This window comes from Pararhizobium sp. O133 (assembly GCF_051669845.1).
Lineage (GTDB): Bacteria > Pseudomonadota > Alphaproteobacteria > Rhizobiales > Rhizobiaceae > Pararhizobium.
In genome coordinates this window covers 3,186,068-3,212,852 of the sequence record NZ_CP196426.1, presented here as the reverse complement: position 1 = coordinate 3,212,852, position 26,785 = coordinate 3,186,068, and the positions used below count along the sequence as shown (strand labels likewise).

The window sequence follows — 26,785 nt, the reverse complement described above, 5'->3', positions numbered from 1 at the left end:
CGCGCAAGCGCGATTTGCACGCGGCGCCGGCATCGTCGCTTCGATCGTCGAGTAATCTCGACGTTAGGCGATCCGGTTACGGTTCGCTGATCCTTTTGAAGGCCTCGCCGGAAACGGCGGGGCCTTTACGTTTTGGGCGATCGTCACAAAGATGTGGAGAAAGTCAGGTTTCCGTTCAATCGGCCCGTGTACGGCGAAACATGGCTTGCAGGAGATTGCGGTCGGCCGGTGCGGCGTTTAGTCTTGCGCCGAGTCTACATTCCCGTTCACGGGAGCGGAACTTAAGCGATATATTCGAGTTGTTGTTACGGATGCAGGGGATGCATCGGGTTATTCTATAGGAGGGGAAATGGCTGATAAAGCACGGGTTTACATCGGTTTCGACAGCAAGGAAGTCGTGGCCTATCATGTCTTTTGCCAGAGCATTCTTGAAAAGAGCTCGATCCCGGTGGAGTTCCTGCCAATCTACCTGAACAATCTCGGCGGCGTTTTCACGCGTGAACGCAACCAACTGCAGTCCACCGAATTTTCCTTCTCGCGCTTCCTTGTTCCGTATCTGAGCAATTACGAGGGCTGGAGCCTGTTTGCCGATTGCGACATGCTGATGCGCACGGATATCGCCAAGCTGTGGGAATTGCGCGACGACCGCTATGCCGCCATGTGCGTCAAGCACGACTACACGCCGAAGGTCGAGACAAAGTTCCTCGGCCAGACCCAGACCAAATACGAGAAGAAGAACTGGTCGAGCGTCATCCTGTTCAACAACGCGAAATGCAAGGCGCTGACGCCGGATTTCGTCAATACGGCGACGGGGCTGCAGCTTCACCAGTTCAAGTGGCTGGAATCCGAGGACATGATCGGCGCGTTGCCGCAGACCTGGAACTGGCTGGTCAACGAATACGACTACAACGAAGCGGCCGACCTCGTGCATTTCACCGATGGCGGTCCGTATTTCGAAGAATACAAGAACGACGACTATGCCGAGGAATGGTTCGCGGCCCGCGAGCGCGTTCTCTCCGTCGCTCAGCGTTAAATATGATCGCCTGACGGCCGCTGAGGAAGACCTCAGTGGCCGAAGGTCTTGAAGCGCTTCAAGAAGCCGCCGATCTTGCGCTGAATCTTGGTCTTCGACCAGAGCTTGGCCACCTGGCGCTCCATGCCGGTGAAGCGATTGGCAAGCACGTTGGTCGCCACCAGCGCGATCGTTCCCTCGCTGAATTCAGGAAAGCGGTCATGAATGCGGGCGAACATGCCTGTCGGCTCGCTCAGATTGTCCTCGAAGCGGCGGATCCGCCCGTTCTTGACGAAGAGCTGCAGCATGATCTGCTCGAATGTCCAGTCATGTTCCGTATACATTGCGAACTGGAGGCCCGCGACACCCGTGAAACCACACAGGCAGACATTGGCATGCGGCATTTTCTCGACCAGCCAGACGGCGATGGCAAAACCGGTGGTCGGCATCCGGCCGACCGGATACAGCGGCCCGAACGTATGGTCGAAATCCAGGGTGTAGGGCACCAGGGCGCTTTGTCGCGGCGCGGTGAGTGGCGGCGTGTCGCTGGGAACCCCGCGTTCGGCGAGGACGCCGACTTCCGCCTTGAGGCCGTTGGCAAACAGGCTGTAGGCCTTGTCGAAGTGCTTTTGCGATTTCAGGAACCGTTCCCCGCCGGCAACAAGGCGGTGGCAGAGCATGGCATCCTTCTCGAACGGCGTGTTCAGAACCTTGGCGCAACCGGTGAAGAAGACATAGAGGGTTTTTTCCGGAAGAGACTGCGTGATCGCATCGATATCGACGCTCTCGCTGTTGGCGATCAGCGCCACCATCTCGTATCCGGAAAGAAGCGTCTCGAAATCTTCGGCTTGCAGTGACATGTTCTCGGTCGTCCAATGTGTTGTCGGTATATGTACCGCATAGAGGACGCAAGCACCGCCGTCATCCCTTGTTCGTCAGAAATGCTATTGCGGCTATCGGGAGGGCAGGGCATATCGATGGGCGAGGAGACCGCATGGCGATGCGGCAAAGATGGAGGATGGTCATGGGCAAGCGAATTCTGTTCACGGGCGGCGCGGGCAAGGCGGGGCGTCACGCGGTGCCCTATCTCGTGGAGGCCGGCTACGAGGTTCACAATGTCGATCTTGTGCCACTCGACAGTCCGGGCGTCACCAACCTGATCGCCGATATCACCGACAGCGGCCAGATGTTCAACGTCATGTCCATGCACCGCGACTTTCCCGACATGGAAGGCGGGCAGGGCCCGCGGCCCTTCGATGCAGTCGTGCATTTCGCCGCCGTGCCGCGCATCCTGATCAAGCCCGACAACGAGACGTTCCGCATCAACACGATGGGGACCTATAACGTCATCGAAGCGGCGGTGAAGATGGGCATCCGCAAGATCATCGTCGCCTCGAGCGAAACCACCTACGGCGTCTGCTTCGCCGAAGGCCATCGTGATTTCCACCAGTTTCCGCTGGAGGAGGACTACGACGTCAATCCGATGGACAGCTATGGCCTCTCCAAGGTGGTCAATGAGAAGACGGCGCGGGCCTTTGCAGAGCGCTCCGGCTTTGACATCTATGCGTTGCGCATCGGCAATGTGATCGAGCCGCATGAATATGACCGCTTCCCGGCCTATTTCGCCAATCCGGATATCCGCAAGCGAATCGCCTGGAGTTATATCGACGCCCGCGACCTCGGCCAGATCGTCAAGCTCTGCATCGAAAAGGATGGGCTCGGTTACGAGGTCTTCAACGCCGCCAACGATACCGTCTCGGCCAACACGCCGTCGCGCGAGCTCGCCGCCCGCTATTTCCCGAATGTCCCGTTCACCCGCGAAATCGGCGAATTCGATGGCTTGTTGTCGAACCGCAAGATTCGCGAGGTGCTCGGCTTCAAGGAGGAGCACGACTGGCGGAAATACGTGAAGGGATGATCGAGCGGAACTAAGCTCTCGAAAAGAGTGCTGACATCGCCGGATTCTTTTCATTTTTTCGGGCCAAGACGCTTGTCATCCTGCGGCAACTTGAATAATAAGCCGCAGACTTCTTGCAGCGCTCGGCTTTTCAAACGCTGGCGCAGCAGGTCTAGGGGTATAGCTCAGTTGGTAGAGCGGCGGTCTCCAAAACCGCAGGTCGCAGGTTCGAGCCCTGCTGCCCCTGCCATTCGAAACCGCGTAGAAATATGCTGCGGTGATCGGGCGGGCTACACATGGAAGGGCTGGTTCCTTCTGGCTAATTTCGCAAAAAGGACCGTTGACCTCTTGTGATTTCGAGAATCGGTCTTTATGTAGGGTTCAAACAGACACGCGGCGCGTGGGGCTGATCGTCAGCTTTACGGGCCGTTAAGGCGTGAGCATTCAATGGCATCCAAGACAAATCCATTTACGTTTCTGCAGCAGGTACGCGCTGAGACGGCGAAAGTGACATGGCCGACCCGGCGCGAGACGATGATCTCGACGTTGATGGTTTTCGTCATGGTCTTCTTTGCGGCTGCGTTCTTTTTTGCTGCGGACCAACTGATGGGCTGGCTGATTGGCCTGGTCCTGAACGCTGGCGTTTGAACGATTGAGGATGAATATGGCAGCGCGTTGGTACATCGTTCACGCCTACTCGAATTTCGAGAAGAAGGTCGCCGAGGACATCGAGAACAAGGCTCGCCAGAAAGGGCTTGAGCACCTGTTTGAAAAGATTCTCGTTCCGACCGAGAAGGTTGTTGAGGTTCGTCGCGGCCGCAAGGTCGATGCAGAGCGCAAGTTTTTCCCCGGCTATGTGCTGGTGCGGGCCAACCTGACGGATGAAGCCTATCACCTTATCAAGAACACGCCGAAGGTCACCGGTTTCCTCGGTTCCGACAACAAGCCGGTTCCGATCCCTGATTTCGAGGCTGAGCGCATTCTCGGTCAGGTTCAGGATGGTGTCGATCGTCCGAAGCCTTCGATCTCGTTCGAGATCGGCGAGCAGGTTCGCGTTTCCGACGGTCCGTTCGCGTCGTTCAACGGTATCGTCCAGGACGTGGACGAAGAGCGTTCGCGCCTCAAGGTCGAGGTTTCGATCTTCGGCCGCGCCACGCCGGTAGACCTTGAATATGCTCAGGTCGAAAAAGTCTGATTTCAGGGTGTCGCAGCGCTAGATCTTCTGGCTGCGCGGCATTCTTTTGTTTCCGGATTTCGATCCGGTCAAGCGGGGCACCCCGCACCCCGCGTGGAAGGATGATGGTCTTAGCCGGACCTTGATCCGTACCACGCAACCGCAGCCGCCGCGCTTTTCGGGTGTGGCACGAAGGGCCGGGAAACCGGCCGGAACATTTCCGGTTCCGACCGCTCATGCGGAAAGTGGACCTGGAAAACCATAAAGGCAGAGAGATATGGCTAAGAAAGTTGCAGGCCAGCTCAAGCTTCAGGTCAAGGCAGGATCGGCAAACCCGTCCCCGCCGATCGGCCCGGCGCTTGGTCAGCGTGGTATTAACATCATGGAATTCTGCAAGTCGTTCAACGCGGCTACGCAGGAAATGGAAAAGGGCATGCCGATCCCGGTCGTCATCACCTACTACCAGGACAAGTCTTTCACCTTCGTCATGAAGCAGCCGCCGGTCAGCTACTTCCTGAAGAAGGAAGCAAAGCTCACCTCGGGTTCGAAGACCCCGGGCAAGGGCGCGGCAGCAGGCAAGCTCACCAAGGCTCAGATCAAGTCGATCGCCGAAGCCAAGATGAAGGATCTGAACGCAGCCGATATCGAAGGCGCAATGACCATGATCGAGGGCTCCGCCCGCGCCATGGGTCTGGAAGTGGTGGCGTAACATGGCAAAGCTTGCAAAGCGTGTACAGAAGACCCGCGAAGGCATCGATCCGACGAAGCTCGTTGCCCTGCCGGAAGCGATCGCTCTCGTGAAGGCTCGTGCCATCGCCAAGTTCGACGAAACCATCGAAGTCGCGATGAACCTGGGTGTTGACCCGCGTCACGCCGACCAGATGGTCCGTGGTGTTGTCAACCTGCCGAACGGCACCGGCCGCGACGTTCGCGTCGCCGTGTTCGCACGTGGCGCCAAGGCTGACGAAGCCAAGGCTGCCGGCGCGGATATCGTCGGCGCTGAAGATCTCGTCGAGATCGTCCAGGGCGGCAAGATCGATTTCGATCGTTGCATCGCGACCCCGGACATGATGCCGCTCGTCGGCCGTCTCGGTAAGGTTCTCGGCCCACGTGGCATGATGCCGAACCCGAAGGTCGGAACGGTCACCATGGACGTCGCCGGTGCCGTCAAGGCATCGAAGGGTGGTGCTGTCGAGTTCCGCGTCGAAAAGGCTGGTATCGTCCATGCCGGTATCGGCAAGGCCTCGTTCACCGCTTCTGCTCTTGAAGAAAATATCCGCGCTTTCGCCGATGCGGTCATCAAGGCAAAGCCGGCTGGCGCCAAGGGCAACTACGTCAAGCGCGTCGCGATCTCCTCGACCATGGGTCCGGGCGTCAAGATCGAGCCGTCGACGGTCGCCGTCGCCTAAATCATTCATCGGACTTCGGTCCGGTCACAAATTTCCGGCCCTTTTGGGCCGGAAATTCCGGGATCAAACCCGGAACTCCTGTCCGAGATTGCAGGTGGTTATCCCTTAATCACTTCAGCCTGCATGAGACGGGTGAGTCCCGAATTTCATTTGACGCGCGAAAGCGTGGAAATTCGGTTCGAACCTCGGCTTGCCTTGTGTCGCACCCGAAAGGGGACGCGCAGGGGACAGGATCCTCGAGCGTTGCTTGGGATCACTTCTGATCTCTCGCGGCAAAGGCAAACCCGATGGGACTGCGTTTGTAGTCCCGTCAACTGGAGATAGGCAGTGGAAAGAGCGGAAAAACGCGAATTCGTCACGGAGCTGAACGATGCCTTCAAGGGCGCCGGTTCGGTTGTCGTGGCCCACTATGCTGGTGTCACAGTCGCACAGATGAACGACTTCCGTTCAAAGATGCGCGCTGCTGGCGGCACCGTCAAAGTCGCGAAGAACCGCCTGGCCAAGATCGCCCTTCAGGGTACAGAGTCGGAAGGGATGTCCAATCTCTTCAAGGGACAGACGCTGGTAGCATTCAGCGCCGACCCGATCACGGCTCCTAAGGTTCTCATGGATTTCGCCAAGACCAACGACAAGATCGTTGTTCTCGGTGGCGCCATGGGTTCAACGACGCTCAACGCGGATGCAGTCAAGTCGCTTGCGACCCTGCCTTCGCTTGACGAACTGCGCGCGAAGCTGCTGGGCATGATCCAGACTCCGGCTACCCGCATCGCAGGCGTTGTAGCAGCACCGGCAAGCCAGCTTGCCCGCGTGTTTGCAGCCTATGCCAAGAAGGACGAAGAAGCCGCATAAGGCGGTTTTTCGTTGTTTATATCTAACCAAGTTCGAACCGAACAAAAGGAACTGTAAAATGGCTGATCTCGCAAAGATCGTAGACGACCTGTCCTCGCTGACCGTTCTGGAAGCTGCAGAACTGTCGAAGCTTCTCGAAGAAAAGTGGGGCGTTTCCGCTGCTGCTCCGGTAGCAGTCGCTGCTGCTGGCGGCGCTGCTGCTGCTGGCCCGGCTGAAGAAGAAAAGACCGAGTTCGACGTTATCCTGGCTGACGCCGGCGCTAACAAGATCAACGTCATCAAGGAAGTTCGCGCTATCACCGGCCTCGGCCTCAAGGAAGCCAAGGACCTCGTTGAAGCCGCTCCGAAGGCTGTCAAGGAAGCCGTTTCCAAGGCTGAAGCCGCTGACCTCAAGAAGAAGCTGGAAGACGCTGGCGCCAAGGTTGACGTCAAGTAATCCTGCCTCCTTTAAAGGAGGGGCGGCCGTGAAAATGGCCGCCTCTCTTTAAACGCTTTCTGAACGTATTACCCAAAAGCCACCTGAAAACGGCTTTTGGGTAATGGGTTCTCAAGAGGATGGTCTCGAACCAGGAACGCCACAGCAATCCGGCTCAGCGTTTTGGGGGTAGACGAGATTGAGTGATCCATTGATTGACGGAGCCGACTGGCCAGCGGTCACCGTCTGTTGCAGGCCCGGGTGCAATTTTTAAAGGAGCGACGATGGCTCAGACCCTTTCGTTTAACGGTCGCAGGCGCGTACGCAAGTTTTTCGGTAAAATTCCAGAAGTCGCGGAAATGCCGAACCTCATCGAGGTTCAGAAGGCATCCTACGACCAGTTCCTCATGGTCGACGAGCCGCAGGGCGGTCGTCCGGACGAGGGGCTTCAGTCCGTTTTCAAGTCCGTTTTCCCGATCACGGATTTCTCCGGCGCTTCGATGCTCGAGTTCGTCTCCTACGAATTCGAACAGCCGAAGTTCGACGTCGAGGAATGCCGTCAGCGCGACCTGACCTACGCAGCGCCGCTCAAGGTGACGCTGCGCCTCATCGTGTTCGATATCGACGAGGATACGGGTGCGAAGTCCATCAAGGACATCAAGGAACAGAACGTCTACATGGGCGACATGCCGCTCATGACCAACAATGGTACGTTCATCGTCAACGGTACCGAGCGCGTCATCGTCTCCCAGATGCACCGTTCGCCGGGCGTGTTCTTCGACCATGACAAGGGCAAGAGCCATTCCTCGGGCAAGCTGCTGTTTGCTGCCCGCGTCATCCCGTATCGCGGTTCCTGGCTCGACATCGAATTCGATGCCAAGGACGTTGTCCACGCGCGTATCGACCGTCGCCGCAAGATTCCGGTTACGTCGCTGCTCATGGCGCTTGGCATGGACGGCGAGGAAATCCTCGAGACCTTCTACACCAAGTCCGATTATCAGCGCGACGGGAAGGGTTGGCGGATTCCGTTCCAGCCTGACCGGCTGAAGGGCCAGAAGGCGCTTTCCGACCTGATCGATGCCGACACCGGCGAAGTCGTGGTCGAATCCGGCAAGAAGCTGACGCCGCGTCTCTTGAAGACCCTTTCGGAAAAGGGCCTCAAGGCGATCAAGGCTTCCGACGACGATCTCTACGGCAACTTCCTCGCCGAAGATCTCGTCAACATGGCAACGGGCGAAATCTTCCTCGAAGCCGGTGACGAAATCGACGAGAAGACGCTCGGCGTCATCCTCGGTGCCGGCTTTGACGAGATCCCGGTCCTCGACATCGACCATATCAATGTCGGTGCCTACATCCGCAACACGCTGGCGGTGGACAAGAACGAGAACCGTCAGGATGCTCTGTTTGATATCTACCGCGTCATGCGTCCGGGTGAGCCGCCGACCATGGATTCGGCCGAAGCCATGTTCAACACGCTGTTCTTCGATGCGGAGCGTTACGACCTCTCCGCCGTCGGCCGTGTGAAGATGAACATGCGCCTCGATCTCGACGCCGCCGACACCGTCCGCATCCTGCGCAAGGAAGACATTCTGGCCGTGGTCAAGATGCTGGTCGACCTGCGCGACGGCAAGGGCGAAATCGACGATATCGACAACCTCGGCAACCGTCGTGTCCGCTCCGTCGGCGAACTGATGGAAAACCAGTATCGTCTCGGCCTGCTGCGCATGGAGCGTGCGATCAAGGAACGCATGTCGTCGATCGAGATCGACACCGTCATGCCGCAGGACCTGATCAACGCCAAGCCGGCTGCTGCCGCCGTTCGCGAGTTCTTCGGTTCCTCGCAGCTGTCGCAGTTCATGGACCAGGTCAATCCGCTGTCGGAAATCACCCACAAGCGCCGTCTCTCGGCTCTGGGCCCGGGTGGTCTGACGCGCGAACGCGCAGGCTTCGAAGTCCGCGACGTTCATCCGACCCACTATGGCCGTATCTGCCCGATCGAAACGCCGGAAGGCCCGAACATCGGTCTGATCAACTCGCTTGCAACCTTCGCCCGCGTCAACAAGTACGGCTTCATTGAATCGCCGTACCGCAAGATCGTCGACGGCAAGGTGACGAAGGACGTCGTCTATCTCTCGGCGATGGAAGAAGCCAAGTACCACGTGGCCCAGGCCAACTCCGAACTGAACGCCGACCAGTCGTTCGTCGAAGAGTTCGTTGTCTGCCGTCATGCTGGCGACGTCATGCTCGCACCGCGCGACATCGTGAACCTGATGGACGTTTCGCCGAAGCAGCTCGTGTCTGTCGCGGCGGCGCTCATCCCGTTCCTTGAAAACGATGACGCCAACCGCGCGCTCATGGGCTCCAACATGCAGCGTCAGGCCGTGCCGCTGCTGCGTGCCGAAGCCCCGTTCGTCGGCACCGGCATGGAGCCGGTTGTTGCTCGCGATTCCGGTGCTGCCATCGGTGCTCGTCGCGCCGGCGTGGTCGACCAGGTCGACGCAACGCGTATCGTTATCCGTGCGACCGAAGACCTCGAAGCCGGCAAGTCCGGCGTCGATATCTACCGCCTGCAGAAGTTCCAGCGTTCCAACCAGAACACCTGCGTCAACCAGCGCCCGCTGGTCACCGTCGGTGACATCCTGAACAAGGGCGACATCATCGCGGACGGTCCGTCGACCGACCTCGGCGACCTGGCCCTCGGCCGCAACGCGCTCGTCGCGTTCATGCCGTGGAATGGCTACAACTACGAGGACTCGATCCTGCTTTCCGAGCGGATCGTTCGCGACGACGTGTTCACCTCCATCCACATCGAGGAATTCGAAGTGATGGCGCGTGACACCAAGCTTGGTCCGGAAGAAATCACGCGCGACATTCCGAACGTTTCGGAAGAAGCGCTGAAGAATCTCGACGAAGCCGGTATCGTCTATATCGGTGCGGAAGTCGCTCCTGGCGACATTCTCGTCGGCAAGATCACCCCGAAGGGCGAAAGCCCGATGACGCCGGAAGAAAAGCTTCTGCGCGCCATCTTCGGTGAAAAGGCGTCCGACGTCCGTGACACCTCCATGCGCATGCCTCCGGGCACTTTCGGCACGATCGTCGAAGTCCGCGTCTTTAATCGCCACGGCGTTGAAAAAGACGAGCGCGCCATGGCGATCGAGCGGGAAGAGATCGAGCGTCTGGCCAAGGACCGCGACGACGAACAGGCGATCCTCGATCGCAACGTCTATGCGCGTCTCCTCGACATGCTGCGCGGCCACGTCGCCGTCGCCGGTCCGAAGGGCTTCAAGAAGGGCACCGAGCTTTCGAACGCCGTCATCTCCGAATATCCCCGCTCGCAGTGGTGGATGTTCGCGGTTGAAGACGAGAAGGCTCAGGGCGAAGTCGAAGCTCTGCGTGGCCAGTACGACGAGTCGAAGTCGCTGCTCGAGCATCGCTTCATGGACAAGGTCGAAAAGGTCCAGCGCGGCGACGAAATGCCTCCGGGCGTCATGAAGATGGTCAAGGTCTTCGTCGCTGTGAAGCGCAAGATCCAGCCAGGCGACAAGATGGCCGGCCGTCACGGCAACAAGGGTGTGGTTTCCCGCATCGTGCCGATCGAGGACATGCCGTTCCTGGAAGACGGTACGCATGTTGACGTCGTCTTGAACCCGCTCGGCGTGCCTTCGCGCATGAACGTCGGCCAGATCCTTGAAACCCATCTGGGTTGGGCCTGTGCCGGCATGGGCAAGAAGATTGGGGCGATGCTCGATGCCTACAAGGCAGGTGCCGACATCCAGCCGCTGCGCGATACCATCGACAGCGTCATCGGGTCCGGTCCGAAGGGCGAGCCGATCAAGCAGTACGACGACGAATCGATCGTCCGTCTGGCCGAGCAGACCCGCCGCGGCGTGTCGATCGCAACGCCGGTCTTCGACGGTGCTGTCGAAGCCGACGTCAACGAGATGCTGGAACAGGCAGGCTTGAAGGTCACCGGTCAGTCGACGCTCTATGATGGCCGTACCGGCGATCAGTTCGACCGTCAGGTAACCGTCGGCTACATCTACATGCTGAAGCTGAACCACCTTGTCGACGACAAGATCCATGCTCGTTCGATCGGTCCTTACTCGCTTGTCACCCAGCAGCCGCTCGGTGGTAAGGCGCAGTTCGGCGGTCAGCGTTTCGGGGAAATGGAAGTCTGGGCGCTCGAAGCCTACGGCGCCGCCTACACCCTGCAGGAAATGCTGACGGTGAAGTCCGACGACGTGGCCGGCCGTACCAAGGTCTACGAAGCGATCGTCCGTGGCGACGACACGTTCGAGGCGGGTATTCCGGAAAGCTTCAACGTTCTCGTCAAGGAAATGCGCTCTCTGGGTCTCAGCGTCGAATTGGAGAATTCCAAGCTCGACGAACTCAATGCGGCAAACCAGCAACTGCCGGACGCGGCCGAGTAAAAACATCAGGGTGCGTGCCGCTTTCCAGAGCGGCGCGCACCGTTTCCACCCCAATCTCGCGTTGATGGGACGGGGTAGGAAATGCGGCCGCATTTCATGCGGTTTTATCCGTTTCGTGCAGAAGCCGGCGCCCGGGATTTGCCGCGCTTTCTGCCAAGCTCAGGGCGATAGCCCATAAAGGAGATAGGCATGAACCAAGAGGTCATGAACCTTTTCAATCCGCAGGTGCCTGCGCAGACCTTCGATTCCATCCGGATTTCGATTGCGTCGCCGGAGAAGATTCTCTCCTGGTCCTACGGCGAGATCAAGAAGCCGGAAACCATCAACTACCGTACCTTCAAGCCGGAGCGCGACGGTCTGTTCTGCGCGCGCATCTTTGGCCCGATCAAGGATTACGAATGCCTGTGCGGCAAGTACAAGCGCATGAAGTACAAGGGTATCATCTGCGAAAAGTGCGGCGTCGAAGTGACGCTGTCGCGCGTTCGCCGTGAGCGCATGGGCCATATCGAGCTCGCCGCCCCGGTTGCCCATATCTGGTTCCTGAAGTCCCTGCCGAGCCGCATCGCGACGCTGCTCGACATGACGCTGAAGGATATCGAGCGCGTCCTGTATTTCGAAAACTACATCGTCACCGAGCCGGGCCTGACGTCCCTCAAGGAAAACCAGCTTCTCTCGGAAGAAGAATACATGATCGCCGTCGACGAGTTCGGCGAAGATCAGTTCACGGCGATGATCGGTGCTGAAGCCATCTACGAGATGCTGGCATCGATGAATCTCGACAAGATCGCAGGTGACCTGCGCTCGGATCTGGCGGACACCACGTCGGAACTGAAGCAGAAAAAGCTGATGAAGCGCCTGAAGATCGTCGAGAACTTCATGGAATCCGGCAACCGTCCGGAATGGATGATCATGAAGGTCGTTCCGGTCATCCCGCCGGACCTGCGCCCGCTGGTCCCGCTCGATGGCGGCCGTTTCGCGACGTCCGACCTGAACGATCTCTATCGTCGCGTCATCAACCGTAACAACCGTCTGAAGCGCCTGATCGAACTGCGCGCTCCGGGCATCATCATCCGCAACGAAAAGCGCATGCTGCAGGAATCCGTGGACGCGCTGTTCGACAACGGTCGCCGTGGCCGCGTCATCACCGGTGCCAACAAGCGTCCGCTGAAGTCGCTGTCCGACATGCTCAAGGGCAAGCAGGGCCGCTTCCGCCAGAACCTGCTCGGCAAGCGCGTCGACTATTCCGGCCGTTCGGTCATCGTGACCGGTCCGGAACTGAAACTGCACCAGTGCGGCCTGCCGAAGAAGATGGCGCTCGAACTGTTCAAGCCGTTCATCTACGCCCGCCTAGACGCCAAGGGTTATTCCTCGACCGTCAAGCAGGCCAAGAAGCTGGTTGAAAAGGAAAAGCCGGAAGTCTGGGATATCCTCGACGAGGTCATCCGCGAGCATCCGGTTCTCCTGAACCGCGCGCCGACGCTGCACCGCCTGGGCATCCAGGCCTTCGAACCGACCCTGGTCGAAGGCAAGGCCATCCAACTGCATCCGCTCGTCTGCACCGCCTTCAACGCTGACTTCGACGGTGACCAGATGGCTGTTCACGTGCCGCTCTCGCTGGAAGCCCAGCTGGAAGCCCGCGTGCTGATGATGTCGACCAACAACATCCTGCATCCGGCAAACGGCGCACCGATCATCGTTCCGTCGCAGGACATGGTTCTCGGTCTCTACTATCTCTCGATCATGAACCAGAACGAGCCGGGCGAAGGCATGGCCTTCTCCGATCTCGGCGAACTGCATCACGCGCTTGAAACCAAGTCGGTGACGCTGCACGCCAAGATTCGTGGCCGCTTCAAAACCATCGATGCCGAAGGCAAGCCCGTTTCGAAGATCTATGAGACGACGCCTGGCCGTATGCTCATCGGCGAACTCCTGCCGAAGAACGTCAACGTGCCGTTCGACGTCTGCAACCAGGAACTGACCAAGAAGAACATCTCCAAGATGATCGACACGGTCTACCGTCATTGCGGCCAGAAGGACACGGTCATCTTCTGCGACCGCATCATGCAGCTCGGCTTTGCCCATGCCTGCCGCGCCGGCATTTCTTTCGGCAAGGACGACATGGTCATTCCGGTCACCAAGGCCAAGATCGTCGGCGATACCGAAAATCTGGTCAAGGAATACGAGCAGCAGTACAATGACGGCCTGATCACCCAGGGCGAAAAGTACAACAAGGTCGTCGATGCCTGGGGCAAGGCCACCGAGAAGGTCGCCGAAGACATGATGGCCCGCATCAAGGCCGTCGAGTTCGACGACAAGACCGGTCGCCAGAAGCCGATGAACGCCATCTACATGATGTCGCACTCGGGTGCCCGCGGTTCTCCGAACCAGATGCGCCAGTTGGGTGGCATGCGCGGCCTCATGGCCAAGCCGTCGGGCGAAATCATCGAGACGCCGATCATCTCGAACTTCAAGGAAGGTCTGACCGTTAACGAGTACTTCAACTCGACCCACGGTGCCCGTAAGGGTCTCGCAGACACCGCTCTGAAGACCGCGAACTCCGGTTACCTGACACGCCGTCTCGTCGACGTCGCGCAGGATTGCATCGTCAATTCCGTCGATTGCGGTACCGAAACCGGCCTCACCATGACCGCCATCGTCGATGCCGGTCAGGTCGTTGCCTCCATCGGCGCCCGCGTTCTCGGTCGTACGGCACTCGACAACATCGATCACCCGGTCACCGGCGAGCGCATCGTCGATGCCGGCCGCATGATCCTTGAAGCCGATGTCGTCGAGATCGAGAAGGCCGGCATCCAGTCGATCCGCATCCGTTCGGCCCTGACCTGCGAAATCCAGACCGGTGTCTGCGGCGTCTGCTACGGTCGCGACCTTGCCCGCGGTACCCCTGTCAACATGGGTGAAGCGGTCGGCGTCATCGCCGCCCAGTCGATCGGCGAGCCGGGCACGCAGCTGACCATGCGTACGTTCCACCTTGGTGGTACGGCAAACGTGGTCGACCAGTCGTTCCTGGAAGCATCGTACGAGGGTACGGTTCAGATCAAGAACCGCAACATGCTGCGCAACTCGGACAACATTCTCGTTGCCATGGGCCGCAACATGGCGGTCCAGATCCTCGATGAGCGCGGTGTCGAGCGCTCCTCGCAGCGCGTCGCCTACGGTTCGAAAATCTATGTCGATGACGGCGACAAGGTGAAGCGCGGCCAGCGTCTGGCCGAATGGGATCCTTACACGCGCCCGATGATGACCGAAGTCGAAGGCACGGTTCATTTCGAGGATATCGTCGACGGTATCTCCGTTCTGGAAGCGACCGACGAAGCAACCGGCATCACCAAGCGTCAGGTTATCGATTGGCGTTCGACGCCGCGCGGTATCGACCTGAAGCCGGCCATCGTCATCAAGGACAAGAACGGCGCAGTGATGAAGCTGTCGCGTGGTGGTGACGCCCGCTTCATGCTTTCGGTCGACGCCATCCTGTCGGTCGAGCCGGGCACCAAGGTCAGCCAGGGTGACGTACTTGCACGTTCGCCGCTGGAAAGCGCCAAGACGAAGGACATCACCGGTGGTCTGCCGCGCGTTGCCGAACTCTTCGAAGCGCGCCGTCCGAAGGATCACGCGATCATCGCCGAAATCGATGGTACGATCCGCTTCGGCCGCGACTACAAGAACAAGCGCCGCGTGCTGATCGAGCCTGCGGAAGACGGTGTCGAGCCGGTCGAATACCTGATCCCGAAGGGCAAGCCCTTCCATCTTCAGGACGGCGACTATATCGAAAAGGGTGACTACATCCTCGACGGTAACCCGGCACCGCATGACATCCTGGCGATCAAGGGCGTGGAAGCACTCGCTTCCTACCTCGTGAACGAAATCCAGGAAGTCTACCGTCTGCAGGGCGTTGTGATCAACGACAAGCACATCGAGGTGATCGTTCGCCAGATGCTGCAAAAGGTGGAAGTGACCGATGCCGGTGACAGTACCTATATCGTTGGCGACAGCGTCGACCGCATCGAGCTGGAAGATGTCAACGACCAGCTGATCGAACAGGGCAAGAAGCCGGCCTACGGCGATCCGGTCCTGCTCGGCATCACCAAGGCGTCGCTGCAGACGCCGTCCTTCATCTCGGCCGCGTCCTTCCAGGAAACGACCAAGGTGCTGACGGAAGCTGCGATCGCCGGCAAGACCGACGGTCTGCAGGGGCTGAAGGAAAACGTCATCGTCGGCCGCCTGATCCCGGCCGGTACCGGCGGCACCATGACCCAGATCCGCCGTATCGCCACCGCGCGCGACGAGATGATCCTCGAAGAGCGCCGCAAGGGTACGGGTGCGGACATCGCAACGCCGATGCTTGCTGATCTGGCCAAGGAAGAAGCCGCGGCCGAATAAAGCCGAAGGCTGGGGAGGGCGGTTCACCGTCCTTCCGGCACCATTTGAAAAGCCGCCCGGAGCGATCCGGGCGGCTTTTTGTATTTTAGATATGCCTGTCGGCCACCGAGCGGCGGCAGGATTGATCAGGTTGGAGAGCCTGACTGAAAGGGTGATATCGCATAGCGTGAGAATGCGGACAGGCGGCGGACGAGGTCGCTCTGGCCGGAGCTACCTGTCTTGGCATAAATGGTGCGCGCCACGCTGCGCACCGTATGGTAGGAAACCCCCATCCGTTCAGCGATTTCGGGTAAGGCAAAGCCTTTCTGAATCTCGATGGCAATCCTCGCTTCGCCCTTCGTCAGATCATAAAGGCCTTTCAAAACCCGCAGGTCTCCGTCGTTGACATCGGTAGGATGAGCGATCAGCAGGATGGCGACACCGTTCGAGGAGAAATCCAGCGCGTTTCCGCGTAGCGGTATGATGTGCACGATGCAGGCGGGATCGATTTCTGTCGCGGGAAGGGGAATCGAGCCAACCTGGTCAGCGTGGATTTTGGAAAGGGAATCACGGAGAAGTCGGTTCGCGCCTTCGTCACTCACGAAAATGCGGTCCCGCGCAACGATCGAAATGCGCCGCTGTGCCGCCTCGAATTTCGTGTTCGCCGACAGAACACGTCCATTGTGCTGAACAACGGCGGCAGGCGCTCCAATGGCGTCGAGCCCGGCGACCATCATGTCAGCCTTCTGCTGTTCCAGCTGAGCCGACAGCACGAGGCTGCGGGCGATGTGCGGTCTCAAACCATTGAGAAAGCCGGTCACCTCGGAGTTGATCTCGCCGTGGACCAGCTGGCGCTCGAAGCAGACGCTGATATTGAGATTCTCCGGGCCGCTGATCTGTGTTGCTATACCGTGTCCAAAGCCGCGTGGGTGAAGGAATTCCCGGTAGACCGGCATGCGATCCCGTTCTTCCTTCGAGAAGATTTCGTAGTCATGCACAAAGGAAAACTGGCCTTCACGATTGGCCCGGTCCAATCGCGTATTGTCCTGCGCCCAGCCTTGAGCCGCGAATTCGACAAACAATTCCTGGAAGTTATCCGTCGCGATCCATGTGCGATCACCGGTTCCGTCCCAGGTGATGGCGCCACCCCATAGGTCGCAATGCTTGCCGATATGCGAGATAACGCCCGGCCATCTATCTGGAAACACAGCAGCTTCATAAATTTTGCCGATGATGTCGGACTGGACTGTTTCCATTGTATTTCACGATCGCATTAAAACGCCTGAGGCTACTGGACTATGATGAAGCGTCTCCGACGCAAACGCAAATACCGCGGTTTGCGGCCGTTATCGGTTCGCCGAGAGGAAAGAACGGCCGCAATTCTGGTTCGTCACGAGAAACGGATAATCGCCACTTCGCCGGTGAGAGCACCCTGGTAGGCGGATGCATGCGGTTCTTCGTCGGGCGCGTCCGTCAGCGTGCCGATCTGGTCGAGATCGGCTTCGAGAAAGCCCTCCTCGGCAAGCGCATTGAGGGCTTCGCGAACTGCGGTATCGTCATCCGGTGCGCGCAGCATCACGTGGATATCCACACCGTCATCGTCGCCATCCTGCTCGTAGGCCTTGCCGATGATGATGAAGATCATCGGTCCGTCGAGTTTGTTGTCGTTGTCGGGAGTGGCAGTCATGGCAATGTCCTCTGTCATAAGATTCATGCGGATGACTTTACAGCGTATAGCACCGCAACGCGTGGAAAAAACACCGCTTGGCGACGAATCGTGAAGGGCAGGGACCGATTCTTCGAAATTGCGCTGGATTGTGGGATTGCTTTATGATTCCTTAAGTCGAACATCGCGCCTGTACGATTCAGACGAGCAGGGCAGGCAGAGCGCTTCGCACTGGCCGCAAAAGCCTTGTTTTGCAGGCATGTCAGCGTTGCGTGGCCAAGATTATTTGTTAATTCCCCTTGACGAGACACCCCGAAATCAGTACACCCCGCCGCATCGGAGCCTATGTGAGGCTGGCTGGTTCGGAACGTCATGTTCTGGAGTTCGCCTCAAACAAGGTTCGAAACGCACGCTGAAGACCACAATGCTGTACGCAAGACGCTGAAACTATTGCGTCCTCTGCTCTTTGCGGGCCATCTGCCGAGAGGCGGACTGGTCCTCGTTTTGCGCATTTGTAAGCGTTCGAAACCGCCGGCGACGGCATCGATCCGCCCGCAAGGGTAATGAGACATTTGTAAGGGATGGTTATATGCCTACCGTAAACCAGCTGATCCGCAAGCCGCGTCAGGCACAGGTAAAGCGCAATAAGGTTCCTGCCCTGCAGGAAAATCCGCAGAAGCGTGGCGTTTGCACCCGCGTTTACACGACGACCCCGAAGAAGCCGAACTCGGCTCTGCGTAAGGTTGCCAAGATCCGCCTGACCAATGGCTTCGAAGTCATCGGCTATATTCCGGGCGAAGGTCACAACCTTCAGGAACACTCCGTGGTCATGATCCGCGGCGGCCGCGTCAAGGACTTGCCGGGCGTTCGCTACCACATCATCCGCGGCGTACTCGATACCCAGGGTGTCAAGAACCGCAAGCAGCGCCGCTCCAAGTATGGCGCGAAGCGTCCGAAGTAATTTCGGGTTACACAATTCCAGGCGCTGCGCGAGGTTCTCCGCGTGTTAAGGCGTCAGTTCAAGTTTGAGAGACAAAACCAATGTCACGTCGTCACAGTGCAGAAAAGCGCGAGATCAATCCGGACCCGAAGTTCGGCGATCTGGTCGTCACCAAGTTCATGAACGCAATCATGCTTCATGGTAAGAAGTCGGTCGCGGAAAGCATCGTTTACGGTGCATTCGATGCGGTTCAGGCGAAGCTGAAGCAGGAGCCGGTGACCGTGTTCCATTCCGCTCTCGACAACATCGCTCCGCATGTTGAAGTGCGTTCGCGCCGCGTTGGTGGTGCGACCTACCAGGTTCCGGTCGATGTTCGTCCCGAGCGCCGCCAGGCTCTCGCTATCCGCTGGCTGATCATTGCTGCCCGCAAGCGCAACGAAACCACCATGATCGATCGCCTCTGCGGCGAACTCATGGATGCTGCGAACAACCGTGGCAGCGCCGTCAAGAAGCGCGAAGACACGCACAAGATGGCCGATGCCAACCGTGCATTCTCGCATTATCGCTGGTAATCGACGTACAATTTCGAAAGGCAGTCATTATGGCTCGCGAATATAAAATCGAAGACTACCGCAATTTCGGTATCATGGCGCATATCGACGCCGGCAAGACCACCACGACCGAGCGGATTCTGTATTACACGGGCAAGTCGCACAAGATCGGCGAAGTTCATGACGGCGCCGCCACCATGGACTGGATGGAGCAGGAGCAGGAGCGTGGCATCACCATCACGTCCGCTGCGACCACGACCTTCTGGAAGGGCCGTGACGGCAAGGCTCGTCGCTTCAACATCATCGACACTCCCGGCCACGTCGACTTCACCATCGAAGTCGAGCGTTCGCTGCGCGTTCTCGACGGTGCGATCGCCCTTCTCGACGCCAACGCCGGTGTCGAACCGCAGACCGAAACCGTCTGGCGTCAGGCTGAAAAGTATCACGTCCCGCGGATGATCTTCTGCAACAAGATGGACAAGACCGGCGCCGACTTCTATCGCTCGGTCGACATGATCAAGTCCCGCCTCGGCGCGATCCCGGTCGTCATGCAGCTGCCGATCGGCGCCGAAAGCGACTTCAAGGGCGTCATCGACCTGATCGAGATGAATGCTCTGGTCTGGCGCGACGAATCGCTTGGCGCACAGTGGGACGTTGTCGAAATCCCGGACGACATGAAGGAAAAGGCGGCAGAGTTCCGCGAACTCCTCATCGAAACCGTCGTCGATATCGACGAAGCCGCGATGGAAGCTTATCTGGAAGGCGTAATGCCCGACAATGAGCAGATCCGTGCGCTCGTTCGTCGCGGTACCATCGACGTCAAGTTCCATCCGATGTTCTGCGGTACCGCCTTCAAGAACAAGGGCGTCCAGCCGCTGCTCGACGCCGTCGTCGATTATCTGCCGTCGCCAGCTGATATTCCGGCGATCAAGGGTATCGACGTCAAGACCGAGGCTGATATCGAACGCCATGCGTCCGATGAAGAGCCGCTGTCGATGCTTGCCTTCAAGATCATGAACGACCCCTTCGTCGGTTCGCTGACCTTCGCCCGCATCTATTCCGGCAAGCTCGAAAAGGGCACGTCGGTCATGAACACGGTCAAGGAAAAGCGTGAGCGCGTCGGCCGCATGCTGCAGATGCATTCCAACTCGCGTGAAGACATCGAAGAAGCCTTCGCAGGCGACATCGTTGCTCTGGCCGGTCTCAAGGACACGACCACGGGCGATACGCTTTGCGATCCGCTGAAGCAGGTCATCCTCGAGCGCATGGAATTCCCCGAGCCGGTCATCCAGATCGCCATCGAGCCGAAGACCAAGAACGACCAGGAAAAGATGGGCCTCGCGCTCAACCGCCTGGCCGCCGAGGATCCTTCGTTCCGCGTCAAGACCGATGAAGAATCGGGCCAGACGATCATCGCCGGCATGGGCGAACTGCATCTCGACATTCTCGTCGACCGCATGCGTCGTGAGTTCAAGGTGGAAGCAACTGTCGGCGCGCCGCAGGTTGCCTATCGTGAAACCATCACGAAGCGTCACGAGGAAGACTACACGCACAAGAAGCAGTCCGGTGGTACCGGCCAGTTCGCGCGTGTGAAGCTGGTATTCGAGCCGAACGACGAAGGCGAAGACTTCAAGTTCGAATCGAAGATCGTCGGTGGTGCTGTTCCGAAGGAATACATCCCGGGTGTCCAGAAGGGCATCGAAAGCGTTCTGTCCTCGGGTCCGCTCGCAGGCTTCCCGATGCTCGGCGTCAAAGCGACGCTGATCGACGGCGCCTTCCACGACGTCGACTCCTCGGTCCTCGCCTTCGAAATCGCCTCGCGCGCCTGCTTCCGTGAAGCGGCCAAGAAGGCCGGCGCTCAGCTGCTCGAGCCGATGATGAAGGTCGAAGTCGTGACGCCGGAAGATTATGTCGGCGACGTGATCGGTGACCTGAACTCGCGTCGTGGCCAGATTCAGGGCCAGGAATCCCGCGGTATCGCCGTTGTCATCAACGCGAACGTACCGCTGGCGAACATGTTCAAGTACGTGGACAACCTGCGCTCGATGAGCCAGGGCCGCGCCCAGTATTCGATGACCTTCGATCACTATTCGCCGGTTCCGTCGAACGTGGCGCAGGAAATCCAGGCAAAGTACTCCGGTCAGAAGTGACCGGAGCTACCGCCATCTGACAGAAACAAGAGAATTCCCCTGTTAGGGGTCAAAAAACGGAGAGCCGGAAATGGCAAAGAGCAAATTTGAGCGCAACAAGCCGCACGTCAACATCGGCACGATCGGCCACGTTGACCATGGCAAGACGTCGCTGACGGCGGCGATCACGAAGTATTTCGGCGAGTTCAAGGCGTATGACCAGATCGACGCCGCTCCGGAAGAAAAGGCTCGCGGCATCACCATCTCGACGGCACACGTCGAGTATGAGACGGCTGCCCGTCACTACGCCCATGTCGACTGCCCCGGCCACGCCGACTATGTCAAGAACATGATCACCGGTGCTGCCCAGATGGACGGCGCGATCCTGGTTTGCTCGGCTGCCGACGGCCCGATGCCGCAGACCCGCGAGCACATCCTGCTCGCCCGTCAGGTCGGCGTTCCGGCGATCGTCGTGTTTTTGAACAAGGTCGACCAGGTTGACGACGCCGAGCTGCTCGAGCTCGTCGAGCTGGAAGTGCGCGAACTTCTGTCGTCCTACGACTTCCCGGGCGACGATATCCCGATCGTCAAGGGTTCGGCTCTGGCTGCTCTTGAAGATTCGGACAAGAAGATCGGCGAAGACGCGATCCGCGAGCTGATGGCTGCCGTCGACGCCTATATCCCGACGCCTGAGCGTCCGATCAACCTGCCGTTCCTGCTGCCGATCGAAGACGTGTTCTCGATCTCGGGCCGTGGTACGGTCGTGACCGGCCGCGTCGAGCGTGGCATCGTCAAGGTCGGTGAAGAAGTCGAGATCGTCGGCATCCGCGCGACGACCAAGACGACGGTGACCGGCGTTGAAATGTTCCGCAAGCTTCTCGACCAGGGTCAGGCCGGCGACAACATCGGCGCGCTGATCCGCGGCGTCACCCGTGACGGCGTCGAGCGTGGCCAGATCCTGTGCAAGCCGGGTTCGGTCAAGCCGCACAAGAAGTTCATGGCCGAAGCCTACATCCTGACGAAGGAAGAAGGCGGTCGTCATACGCCGTTCTTCACCAACTACCGTCCGCAGTTCTACTTCCGCACGACGGACGTGACCGGCATCGTGTCGCTGCCGGAAGGCACGGAAATGGTCATGCCGGGCGACAACGTCACGGTTTCGGTCGAACTGATCGTTCCGATCGCGATGGAAGAAAAGCTGCGCTTCGCGATCCGCGAAGGCGGCCGCACCGTCGGCGCCGGCATCGTTGCTTCGATCGTCGAGTAATCTCGACGTTAGTTTTCGTCGGCCTAGGCCGACGGTTGGAAACGGCACGCCATAAGTGCCGTTTCCCGATCATTTTTTGGTCGAAGCATGCGGTTTTCCCGTATGCCTCTCGAATTGGCGGGAGCGCGAAAAAAAACGTGCTTCCGTAGGCGTTCGGTCATTGTGTCGGACGCCGATTCCGTATATGTGGCGGGTCGAATTGCAGAACTGGACAGGAAGCGATTTGCTTTCTGTGCTCTTTGAAGCATCAGCACCCGGAAACGAATGACGAATGCCTTTATCGAGGCGTTCGCGTAACAAACAACAAGGATAACTCGAATGAACGGCCAGAATATCCGTATCCGCCTCAAGGCGTTTGATCACCGGATTCTTGATGCCTCCACACGGGAAATCGTTTCGACGGCCAAGCGCACAGGCGCTTCGGTTCGTGGTCCGGTGCCGCTTCCCACGCGCATTGAAAAGTTTACGGTCAACCGTTCGCCCCACGTGGACAAGAAGAGCCGTGAACAGTTCGAGATGCGCACCCACAAGCGTCTCCTCGACATCGTCGATCCGACTCCGCAGACCGTTGACGCGCTGATGAAGCTCGATCTCGCTGCCGGCGTAGACGTGGAAATCAAGCTTTAAAAACAAGGAAGGTACGTGGACTTCGGTTCAACGGCTTCCAAAAACGGGCGACCCTTCTGATCTCTCCGGCCAACTGGACGGATGATCATGAGGGAAACCTTAAACCAGAGGTGCCGAGGGGCTTGCTCCGGAGCTAACTCTCAAGAGGAATGAACCAATGCGTTCAGGTGTGATTGCACAGAAAGTTGGGATGACCCGCGTCTATAACGACGCTGGTGAGCATGTCCCGGTTACAGTATTGCGGCTGGAGAACTGCCAGGTCGTTGCCCACCGCACGGAAGACAAGAATGGCTACACCGCAGTTCAGCTCGGTGCCGGCCAGTCCAAGGTCAAGAATACGAGCAAGCCATTGCGCGGTCAGTTTGCTGCCGCAAGCGTCGAGCCGAAGGCAAAGGTCGTGGAATTCCGCGTTTCGTCGGACAACCTGATCGACATCGGTGCCGAGCTCACCGCAAACCACTTCATCGCCGGCCAGTTGGTCGACGTGACCGGTACCTCGGTCGGTAAGGGCTTCGCGGGTGCCATGAAGCGTCACAACTTCGGCGGTCTGCGCGCAACGCACGGCGTTTCCGTTTCGCACCGTTCGCATGGTTCGACGGGTAACAACCAGGATCCGGGTAAGGTCTGGAAGGGCAAGCGCATGGCTGGTCACATGGGCCAGACGCGCATCACCACCCAGAACCTCGAAGTGGTCTCCACCGATGAAGACCGCGGCCTGATCCTCGTCAAGGGCGCCGTACCCGGCTCCAAGGGCGCATGGATCGTCGTTCGCGACGCCATCAAGTCCGGCACCCCGGCTGACGCTCCGCGTCCGGCCGCCGTGCGCGCAGCCAAGTAAGGGGGCCAGATCATGGATCTCAACGTCACCACACTCGAGGGCAAGGAAGCCGGTAAGGTTTCGCTGTCCGACGCGATTTTCGGCCTCGAGCCGCGCGAAGATATCATTGCCCGCGTCGTTCGCTGGCAGCTCGCCAAGAAGCAGCAGGGTACGCATAAGGCCAAGGGTCGTGCAGAAGTCGCACGCACCGGCGCCAAGATGTTCAAGCAGAAGGGTACGGGCCGCGCTCGTCACCATTCGGCTCGCGCTCCGCAGTTCCGCGGCGGTGGCAAGGCTCACGGCCCGGTTGTTCGCAGCCACGCCCACGACCTGCCGAAGAAGGTTCGTGCTCTCGGCCTGCGCCATGCGCTGTCCGCAAAGCTGCGCGCCGAAGAGCTGATCATCGTTGACAGCCTGGTTGCCGCCGAAGCCAAGACGAAGGCGCTGACCGGCGCATTCGCAACGCTCGGCCTGACCAACGTGCTGTTCATCGGCGGCGCCGAGCTCGACAGCAACTTCAAGCTCGCTGCCCAGAACATCCCGAATGTGGACGTTCTGCCGGTTCAGGGCATCAATGTTTACGATATTCTGCGTCGCGGCAAGCTGGTCTTGTCCAAGGCTGCAGTTGAAGCTCTCGAGGAGCGGTTCAAATGACTGACCTTCGCCACTACGATGTGATCCTGGCTCCCTCGATCACCGAAAAGTCGACGCTGGTTTCTGAACAGAACCAGATCATCTTCAACGTCGCCAAGGGCGCGTCGAAGCCGGAAATCAAGGCTGCGATCGAAGCGCTGTTCGGCGTCAAGGTCACGGCTGTGAACACGCTGGTCCGCAAGGGCAAGCTGAAGCGCTTCCGCGGTTTCGCGGGCCGGCAGAAGGACGTCAAGAAGGCTATCGTCACGCTCGCTGACGGTCAGACCATCGACGTCTCCACCGGACTCTGAGGAATAGAACAATGGCATTGAAAAGTTTCAATCCGACCACCCCGAGCCAGCGTCAGCTGGTCATCGTCGATCGGTCCGGCCTGCACAAGGGCAAGCCTGTCAAGGCTCTGACGGAGGGCCTGTCCTCCAAGGGCGGTCGTAACAATACCGGCCGTATCACCGTTCGCTATCAGGGCGGCGGTCACAAGCGGACCTACCGTCTGATCGACTTCAAGCGTCGCAAGTTCGACGTCGAAGGCACGGTCGAGCGTATCGAATACGATCCGAACCGCACGGCGTTCATCGCACTGATCAACTATGCCGACGGCGAACAGGCCTATATCATCGCTCCGCAGCGCCTTGCTGCCGGCGACAAGGTCATCGCGTCGGAAAAGCAGGTCGACGTCAAGCCGGGCAACACCATGCCGCTGCAGTACATGCCGGTTGGTTCGATCGTTCACAACGTCGAGATGAAGCCGGGCAAGGGCGGTCAGATCGCCCGTTCGGCCGGCGCCTACGTCCAGCTCGTCGGTCGTGACCAGGGTATGGCGATCCTTCGCTTGAACTCCGGTGAACAGCGCCTCGTGCACGGCTCCTGCCTTGCAACGATCGGTGCGGTTTCGAACCCCGACCACGGCAACATCAACGACGGCAAGGCCGGCCGTTCGGTGTGGCGCGGCAAGCGTCCGCACGTTCGCGGCGTCGTCATGAACCCTGTTGACCATCCGCACGGCGGTGGTGAAGGCCGCACCTCGGGTGGCCGTCATCCGGTATCGCCTTGGGGCAAGCCCACCAAGGGCAAGCGCACGCGCTCGAACAAGTCGACCGACAAGTTCATCATGCGTTCGCGTCATCAGCGTAAGAAGTAAGAGAGGAAGTCTCCAATGGCTCGTTCAGTATGGAAAGGTCCGTTTGTTGACGGCTATCTTCTCAAGAAGGCTGAGAAGGTTCGTGAAGGCGGTCGCAACGAAGTGATCAAGATGTGGAGCCGTCGCTCCACCATCCTGCCGCAGTTCGTCGGTCTCACGTTCGGCGTCTACAACGGCAGCAAGCATGTGCCGGTCAGTGTCAACGAAGACATGGTCGGTCACAAGTTCGGTGAATTCTCTCCGACCCGGACCTATTACGGTCACGGTGCGGACAAGAAGGCAAAGAGGAAGTAATCATGGGCAAGGCAAAAGCCGAACGCCGGCTGAAGGATAATGAAGCGCAGGCAGTTGCGCGCACGATCCGCGTCAGCCCCCAGAAGCTCAACCTGGTTGCCGCGATGATCCGCGGCAAGAAGGTCGACCGGGCTCTGGCAGAACTCGAATTTTCGCGCAAGCGCATTTCGGACACCGTCAAGAAGACGCTGGAATCCGCAATCGCCAACGCGGAAAACAACCATGATCTCGACGTCGACTCGCTCGTCGTTGCCGAGGCCTACGTCGGCAAGTCCATCGTCATGAAGCGTTTTCACGCTCGTGGCCGTGGCCGTGCATCGCGTATCGAAAAGCCTTTCGCGCATCTGACGATCGTTGTTCGCGAAGTCGAAGCTAAAGGGGAGGCCGCATAATGGGTCAGAAGATCAATCCAATCGGCTTCCGCCTCGGCATCAACCGTACCTGGGACAGCCGCTGGTTCGCCGATAACGCAGAATACGGACAGCTTCTTCACGAAGACCTGAAGATCCGTGCTTTCGTCATGGAAGAACTGAAGCAGGCCGGCATCGCCAAGGTGGTCATCGAGCGTCCGCACAAGAAGTGCCGCGTCACGATCCACTCGGCTCGCCCGGGTCTGATCATCGGCAAGAAGGGCGCAGACATCGAAAAGCTGCGCAAGAAGATCGCCGAGATGACCAAGTCGGAAACGCACCTCAACATCGTTGAAGTCCGTAAGCCGGAAGTCGACTCGACGCTCGTCGCCCAGTCGATCGCCCAGCAGCTGGAACGCCGCGTGGCTTTCCGCCGTGCGATGAAGCGTGCTGTTCAGTCGGCCATGCGTCTTGGCGCCGAAGGCATCAAGATCACCTGCGGCGGCCGTCTCGGCGGCGCTGAAATCGCGCGTACGGAATGGTACCGCGAAGGTCGCGTGCCGTTGCACACGCTTCGTGCCGACATCGACTACGGTGTGGCTGAAGCCCAGACCGCTTTCGGTATCTGCGGCATCAAGGTCTGGATCTTCAAGGGCGAAATCCTCGAGCACGATCCGATGGCTTCCGAGCGTCGTTCGTCCGAAGCGGATGCCCAGGGCCCCAGCAGCAACAACCGTCGTCGCGAAAACGCGTAACAGTCGTTCCTGGCAGCTAATATCGGAGAATTAA

25 protein-coding genes and 1 tRNA gene are annotated in these 26,785 nt (G+C 59.0%); 23 read left to right on the top strand and 3 right to left on the bottom strand.

Annotation, left to right across the window (positions count from 1 at the left end; genetic code table 11):
• The first annotated feature begins 349 nt into the window (after window positions 1-349).
• Window positions 350-1,033 (top strand): glycosyltransferase, encoded by a 684-nt coding sequence (locus ACST81_RS15385; RefSeq protein ID WP_438748967.1) that lies wholly within the window; start codon window positions 350-352, stop codon window positions 1,031-1,033.
• A 32-nt stretch (window positions 1,034-1,065) separates the two neighbouring features.
• On the opposite strand, the gene ACST81_RS15380 is transcribed toward ACST81_RS15385, so the two are convergent.
• Window positions 1,066-1,872 carry a hypothetical protein gene (locus ACST81_RS15380; RefSeq protein WP_438748966.1) on the bottom strand — a complete coding sequence of 269 codons (807 nt, stop codon included), beginning with the start codon at window positions 1,870-1,872 and terminating at the stop codon, window positions 1,066-1,068.
• Between the two features lie 164 nt (window positions 1,873-2,036).
• Here ACST81_RS15380 and ACST81_RS15375 point away from each other — a divergent pair, with 164 nt between their 5' ends.
• The 10 genes from ACST81_RS15375 to rpoC all read left to right on the top strand — a co-directional run bounded on the left by ACST81_RS15375 (window position 2,037) and on the right by rpoC (window position 15,584).
• Window positions 2,037-2,930 (top strand): NAD-dependent epimerase/dehydratase family protein, encoded by an 894-nt coding sequence (locus ACST81_RS15375; RefSeq protein WP_438748964.1) that lies wholly within the window; start codon window positions 2,037-2,039, stop codon window positions 2,928-2,930.
• A 153-nt stretch (window positions 2,931-3,083) separates the two neighbouring features.
• A tRNA-Trp gene (locus ACST81_RS15370) sits at window positions 3,084-3,159 on the top strand.
• Between the two features lie 197 nt (window positions 3,160-3,356).
• Window positions 3,357-3,557, top strand: a complete 201-nt coding sequence (gene secE / locus ACST81_RS15365; RefSeq protein ID WP_438748963.1) for a preprotein translocase subunit SecE — start codon at window positions 3,357-3,359, stop codon at window positions 3,555-3,557.
• A 16-nt stretch (window positions 3,558-3,573) separates the two neighbouring features.
• Window positions 3,574-4,104 (top strand): transcription termination/antitermination protein NusG, encoded by a 531-nt coding sequence (nusG, locus tag ACST81_RS15360; RefSeq protein WP_062582625.1) that lies wholly within the window; start codon window positions 3,574-3,576, stop codon window positions 4,102-4,104.
• Window positions 4,105-4,360: 256 nt separating this feature from the next.
• Complete coding sequence (gene rplK, locus ACST81_RS15355) at window positions 4,361-4,792, top strand: 50S ribosomal protein L11 (protein WP_037103352.1); 432 nt, start codon at window positions 4,361-4,363, stop codon at window positions 4,790-4,792.
• Window position 4,793: 1 nt separating this feature from the next.
• The gene (gene rplA / locus ACST81_RS15350) at window positions 4,794-5,492 is read left to right on the top strand and encodes a 50S ribosomal protein L1 (RefSeq protein WP_062582613.1); all 699 of its coding nucleotides are present in this window, start codon (window positions 4,794-4,796) and stop codon (window positions 5,490-5,492) included.
• A 327-nt stretch (window positions 5,493-5,819) separates the two neighbouring features.
• Complete coding sequence (rplJ, locus tag ACST81_RS15345; RefSeq protein WP_438748960.1) at window positions 5,820-6,341, top strand: 50S ribosomal protein L10; 522 nt, start codon at window positions 5,820-5,822, stop codon at window positions 6,339-6,341.
• A gap of 58 nt (window positions 6,342-6,399) precedes the next feature.
• On the top strand, window positions 6,400-6,777 hold the full coding sequence (rplL, locus tag ACST81_RS15340; RefSeq protein WP_438748959.1) for a 50S ribosomal protein L7/L12: 378 nt from the start codon (window positions 6,400-6,402) through the stop codon (window positions 6,775-6,777).
• A 263-nt stretch (window positions 6,778-7,040) separates the two neighbouring features.
• The gene (gene rpoB / locus ACST81_RS15335; protein WP_438748957.1) at window positions 7,041-11,186 is read left to right on the top strand and encodes a DNA-directed RNA polymerase subunit beta; all 4,146 of its coding nucleotides are present in this window, start codon (window positions 7,041-7,043) and stop codon (window positions 11,184-11,186) included.
• Window positions 11,187-11,375: 189 nt separating this feature from the next.
• Window positions 11,376-15,584 (top strand): DNA-directed RNA polymerase subunit beta', encoded by a 4,209-nt coding sequence (rpoC, locus tag ACST81_RS15330; protein WP_438748955.1) that lies wholly within the window; start codon window positions 11,376-11,378, stop codon window positions 15,582-15,584.
• Between the two features lie 125 nt (window positions 15,585-15,709).
• On the opposite strand, the gene ACST81_RS15325 is transcribed toward rpoC, so the two are convergent.
• Window positions 15,710-16,819, bottom strand: coding sequence for a helix-turn-helix transcriptional regulator (locus ACST81_RS15325; protein WP_438748954.1), 1,110 nt, complete (start codon window positions 16,817-16,819; stop codon window positions 15,710-15,712).
• Between the two features lie 134 nt (window positions 16,820-16,953).
• Window positions 16,954-17,250 (bottom strand): transcriptional regulator, encoded by a 297-nt coding sequence (locus tag ACST81_RS15320; protein WP_438748952.1) that lies wholly within the window; start codon window positions 17,248-17,250, stop codon window positions 16,954-16,956.
• 568 nt (window positions 17,251-17,818) lie between these two features.
• Here ACST81_RS15320 and rpsL point away from each other — a divergent pair.
• From rpsL to rpsC, 12 genes are all read left to right on the top strand, one after another.
• Window positions 17,819-18,190, top strand: coding sequence for a 30S ribosomal protein S12 (gene rpsL / locus ACST81_RS15315; RefSeq protein WP_003507760.1), 372 nt, complete (start codon window positions 17,819-17,821; stop codon window positions 18,188-18,190).
• 80 nt (window positions 18,191-18,270) lie between these two features.
• The gene (gene rpsG, locus ACST81_RS15310) at window positions 18,271-18,741 is read left to right on the top strand and encodes a 30S ribosomal protein S7 (RefSeq protein WP_062582688.1); all 471 of its coding nucleotides are present in this window, start codon (window positions 18,271-18,273) and stop codon (window positions 18,739-18,741) included.
• Between the two features lie 29 nt (window positions 18,742-18,770).
• On the top strand, window positions 18,771-20,870 hold the full coding sequence (fusA, locus tag ACST81_RS15305; RefSeq protein ID WP_438748951.1) for an elongation factor G: 2,100 nt from the start codon (window positions 18,771-18,773) through the stop codon (window positions 20,868-20,870).
• 70 nt (window positions 20,871-20,940) lie between these two features.
• A complete protein-coding gene (tuf, locus tag ACST81_RS15300; RefSeq protein WP_062576534.1) occupies window positions 20,941-22,116 on the top strand; it encodes an elongation factor Tu in 1,176 nt (391 codons plus the stop codon).
• Between the two features lie 318 nt (window positions 22,117-22,434).
• On the top strand, window positions 22,435-22,743 hold the full coding sequence (rpsJ, locus tag ACST81_RS15295) for a 30S ribosomal protein S10 (protein ID WP_003507767.1): 309 nt from the start codon (window positions 22,435-22,437) through the stop codon (window positions 22,741-22,743).
• Window positions 22,744-22,900: 157 nt separating this feature from the next.
• The gene (rplC, locus tag ACST81_RS15290) at window positions 22,901-23,581 is read left to right on the top strand and encodes a 50S ribosomal protein L3 (RefSeq protein ID WP_438748948.1); all 681 of its coding nucleotides are present in this window, start codon (window positions 22,901-22,903) and stop codon (window positions 23,579-23,581) included.
• Between the two features lie 12 nt (window positions 23,582-23,593).
• Complete coding sequence (rplD, locus tag ACST81_RS15285) at window positions 23,594-24,214, top strand: 50S ribosomal protein L4 (protein WP_438748947.1); 621 nt, start codon at window positions 23,594-23,596, stop codon at window positions 24,212-24,214.
• Window positions 24,211-24,504 carry a 50S ribosomal protein L23 gene (locus ACST81_RS15280; protein WP_037100585.1) on the top strand — a complete coding sequence of 98 codons (294 nt, stop codon included), beginning with the start codon at window positions 24,211-24,213 and terminating at the stop codon, window positions 24,502-24,504. The genes rplD and ACST81_RS15280 overlap by 4 nt, the downstream gene beginning before the upstream one ends.
• A gap of 11 nt (window positions 24,505-24,515) precedes the next feature.
• A complete protein-coding gene (rplB, locus tag ACST81_RS15275) occupies window positions 24,516-25,352 on the top strand; it encodes a 50S ribosomal protein L2 (RefSeq protein WP_438748945.1) in 837 nt (278 codons plus the stop codon).
• A 15-nt stretch (window positions 25,353-25,367) separates the two neighbouring features.
• Window positions 25,368-25,646 carry a 30S ribosomal protein S19 gene (rpsS, locus tag ACST81_RS15270; protein ID WP_056335754.1) on the top strand — a complete coding sequence of 93 codons (279 nt, stop codon included), beginning with the start codon at window positions 25,368-25,370 and terminating at the stop codon, window positions 25,644-25,646.
• Between the two features lie 2 nt (window positions 25,647-25,648).
• Complete coding sequence (gene rplV / locus ACST81_RS15265) at window positions 25,649-26,038, top strand: 50S ribosomal protein L22 (protein ID WP_056335750.1); 390 nt, start codon at window positions 25,649-25,651, stop codon at window positions 26,036-26,038.
• On the top strand, window positions 26,038-26,751 hold the full coding sequence (rpsC, locus tag ACST81_RS15260) for a 30S ribosomal protein S3 (RefSeq protein WP_062582468.1): 714 nt from the start codon (window positions 26,038-26,040) through the stop codon (window positions 26,749-26,751). Before rplV ends, rpsC begins: the two co-directional genes overlap by 1 nt.
• Window positions 26,752-26,785: the final 34 nt, after the last annotated feature.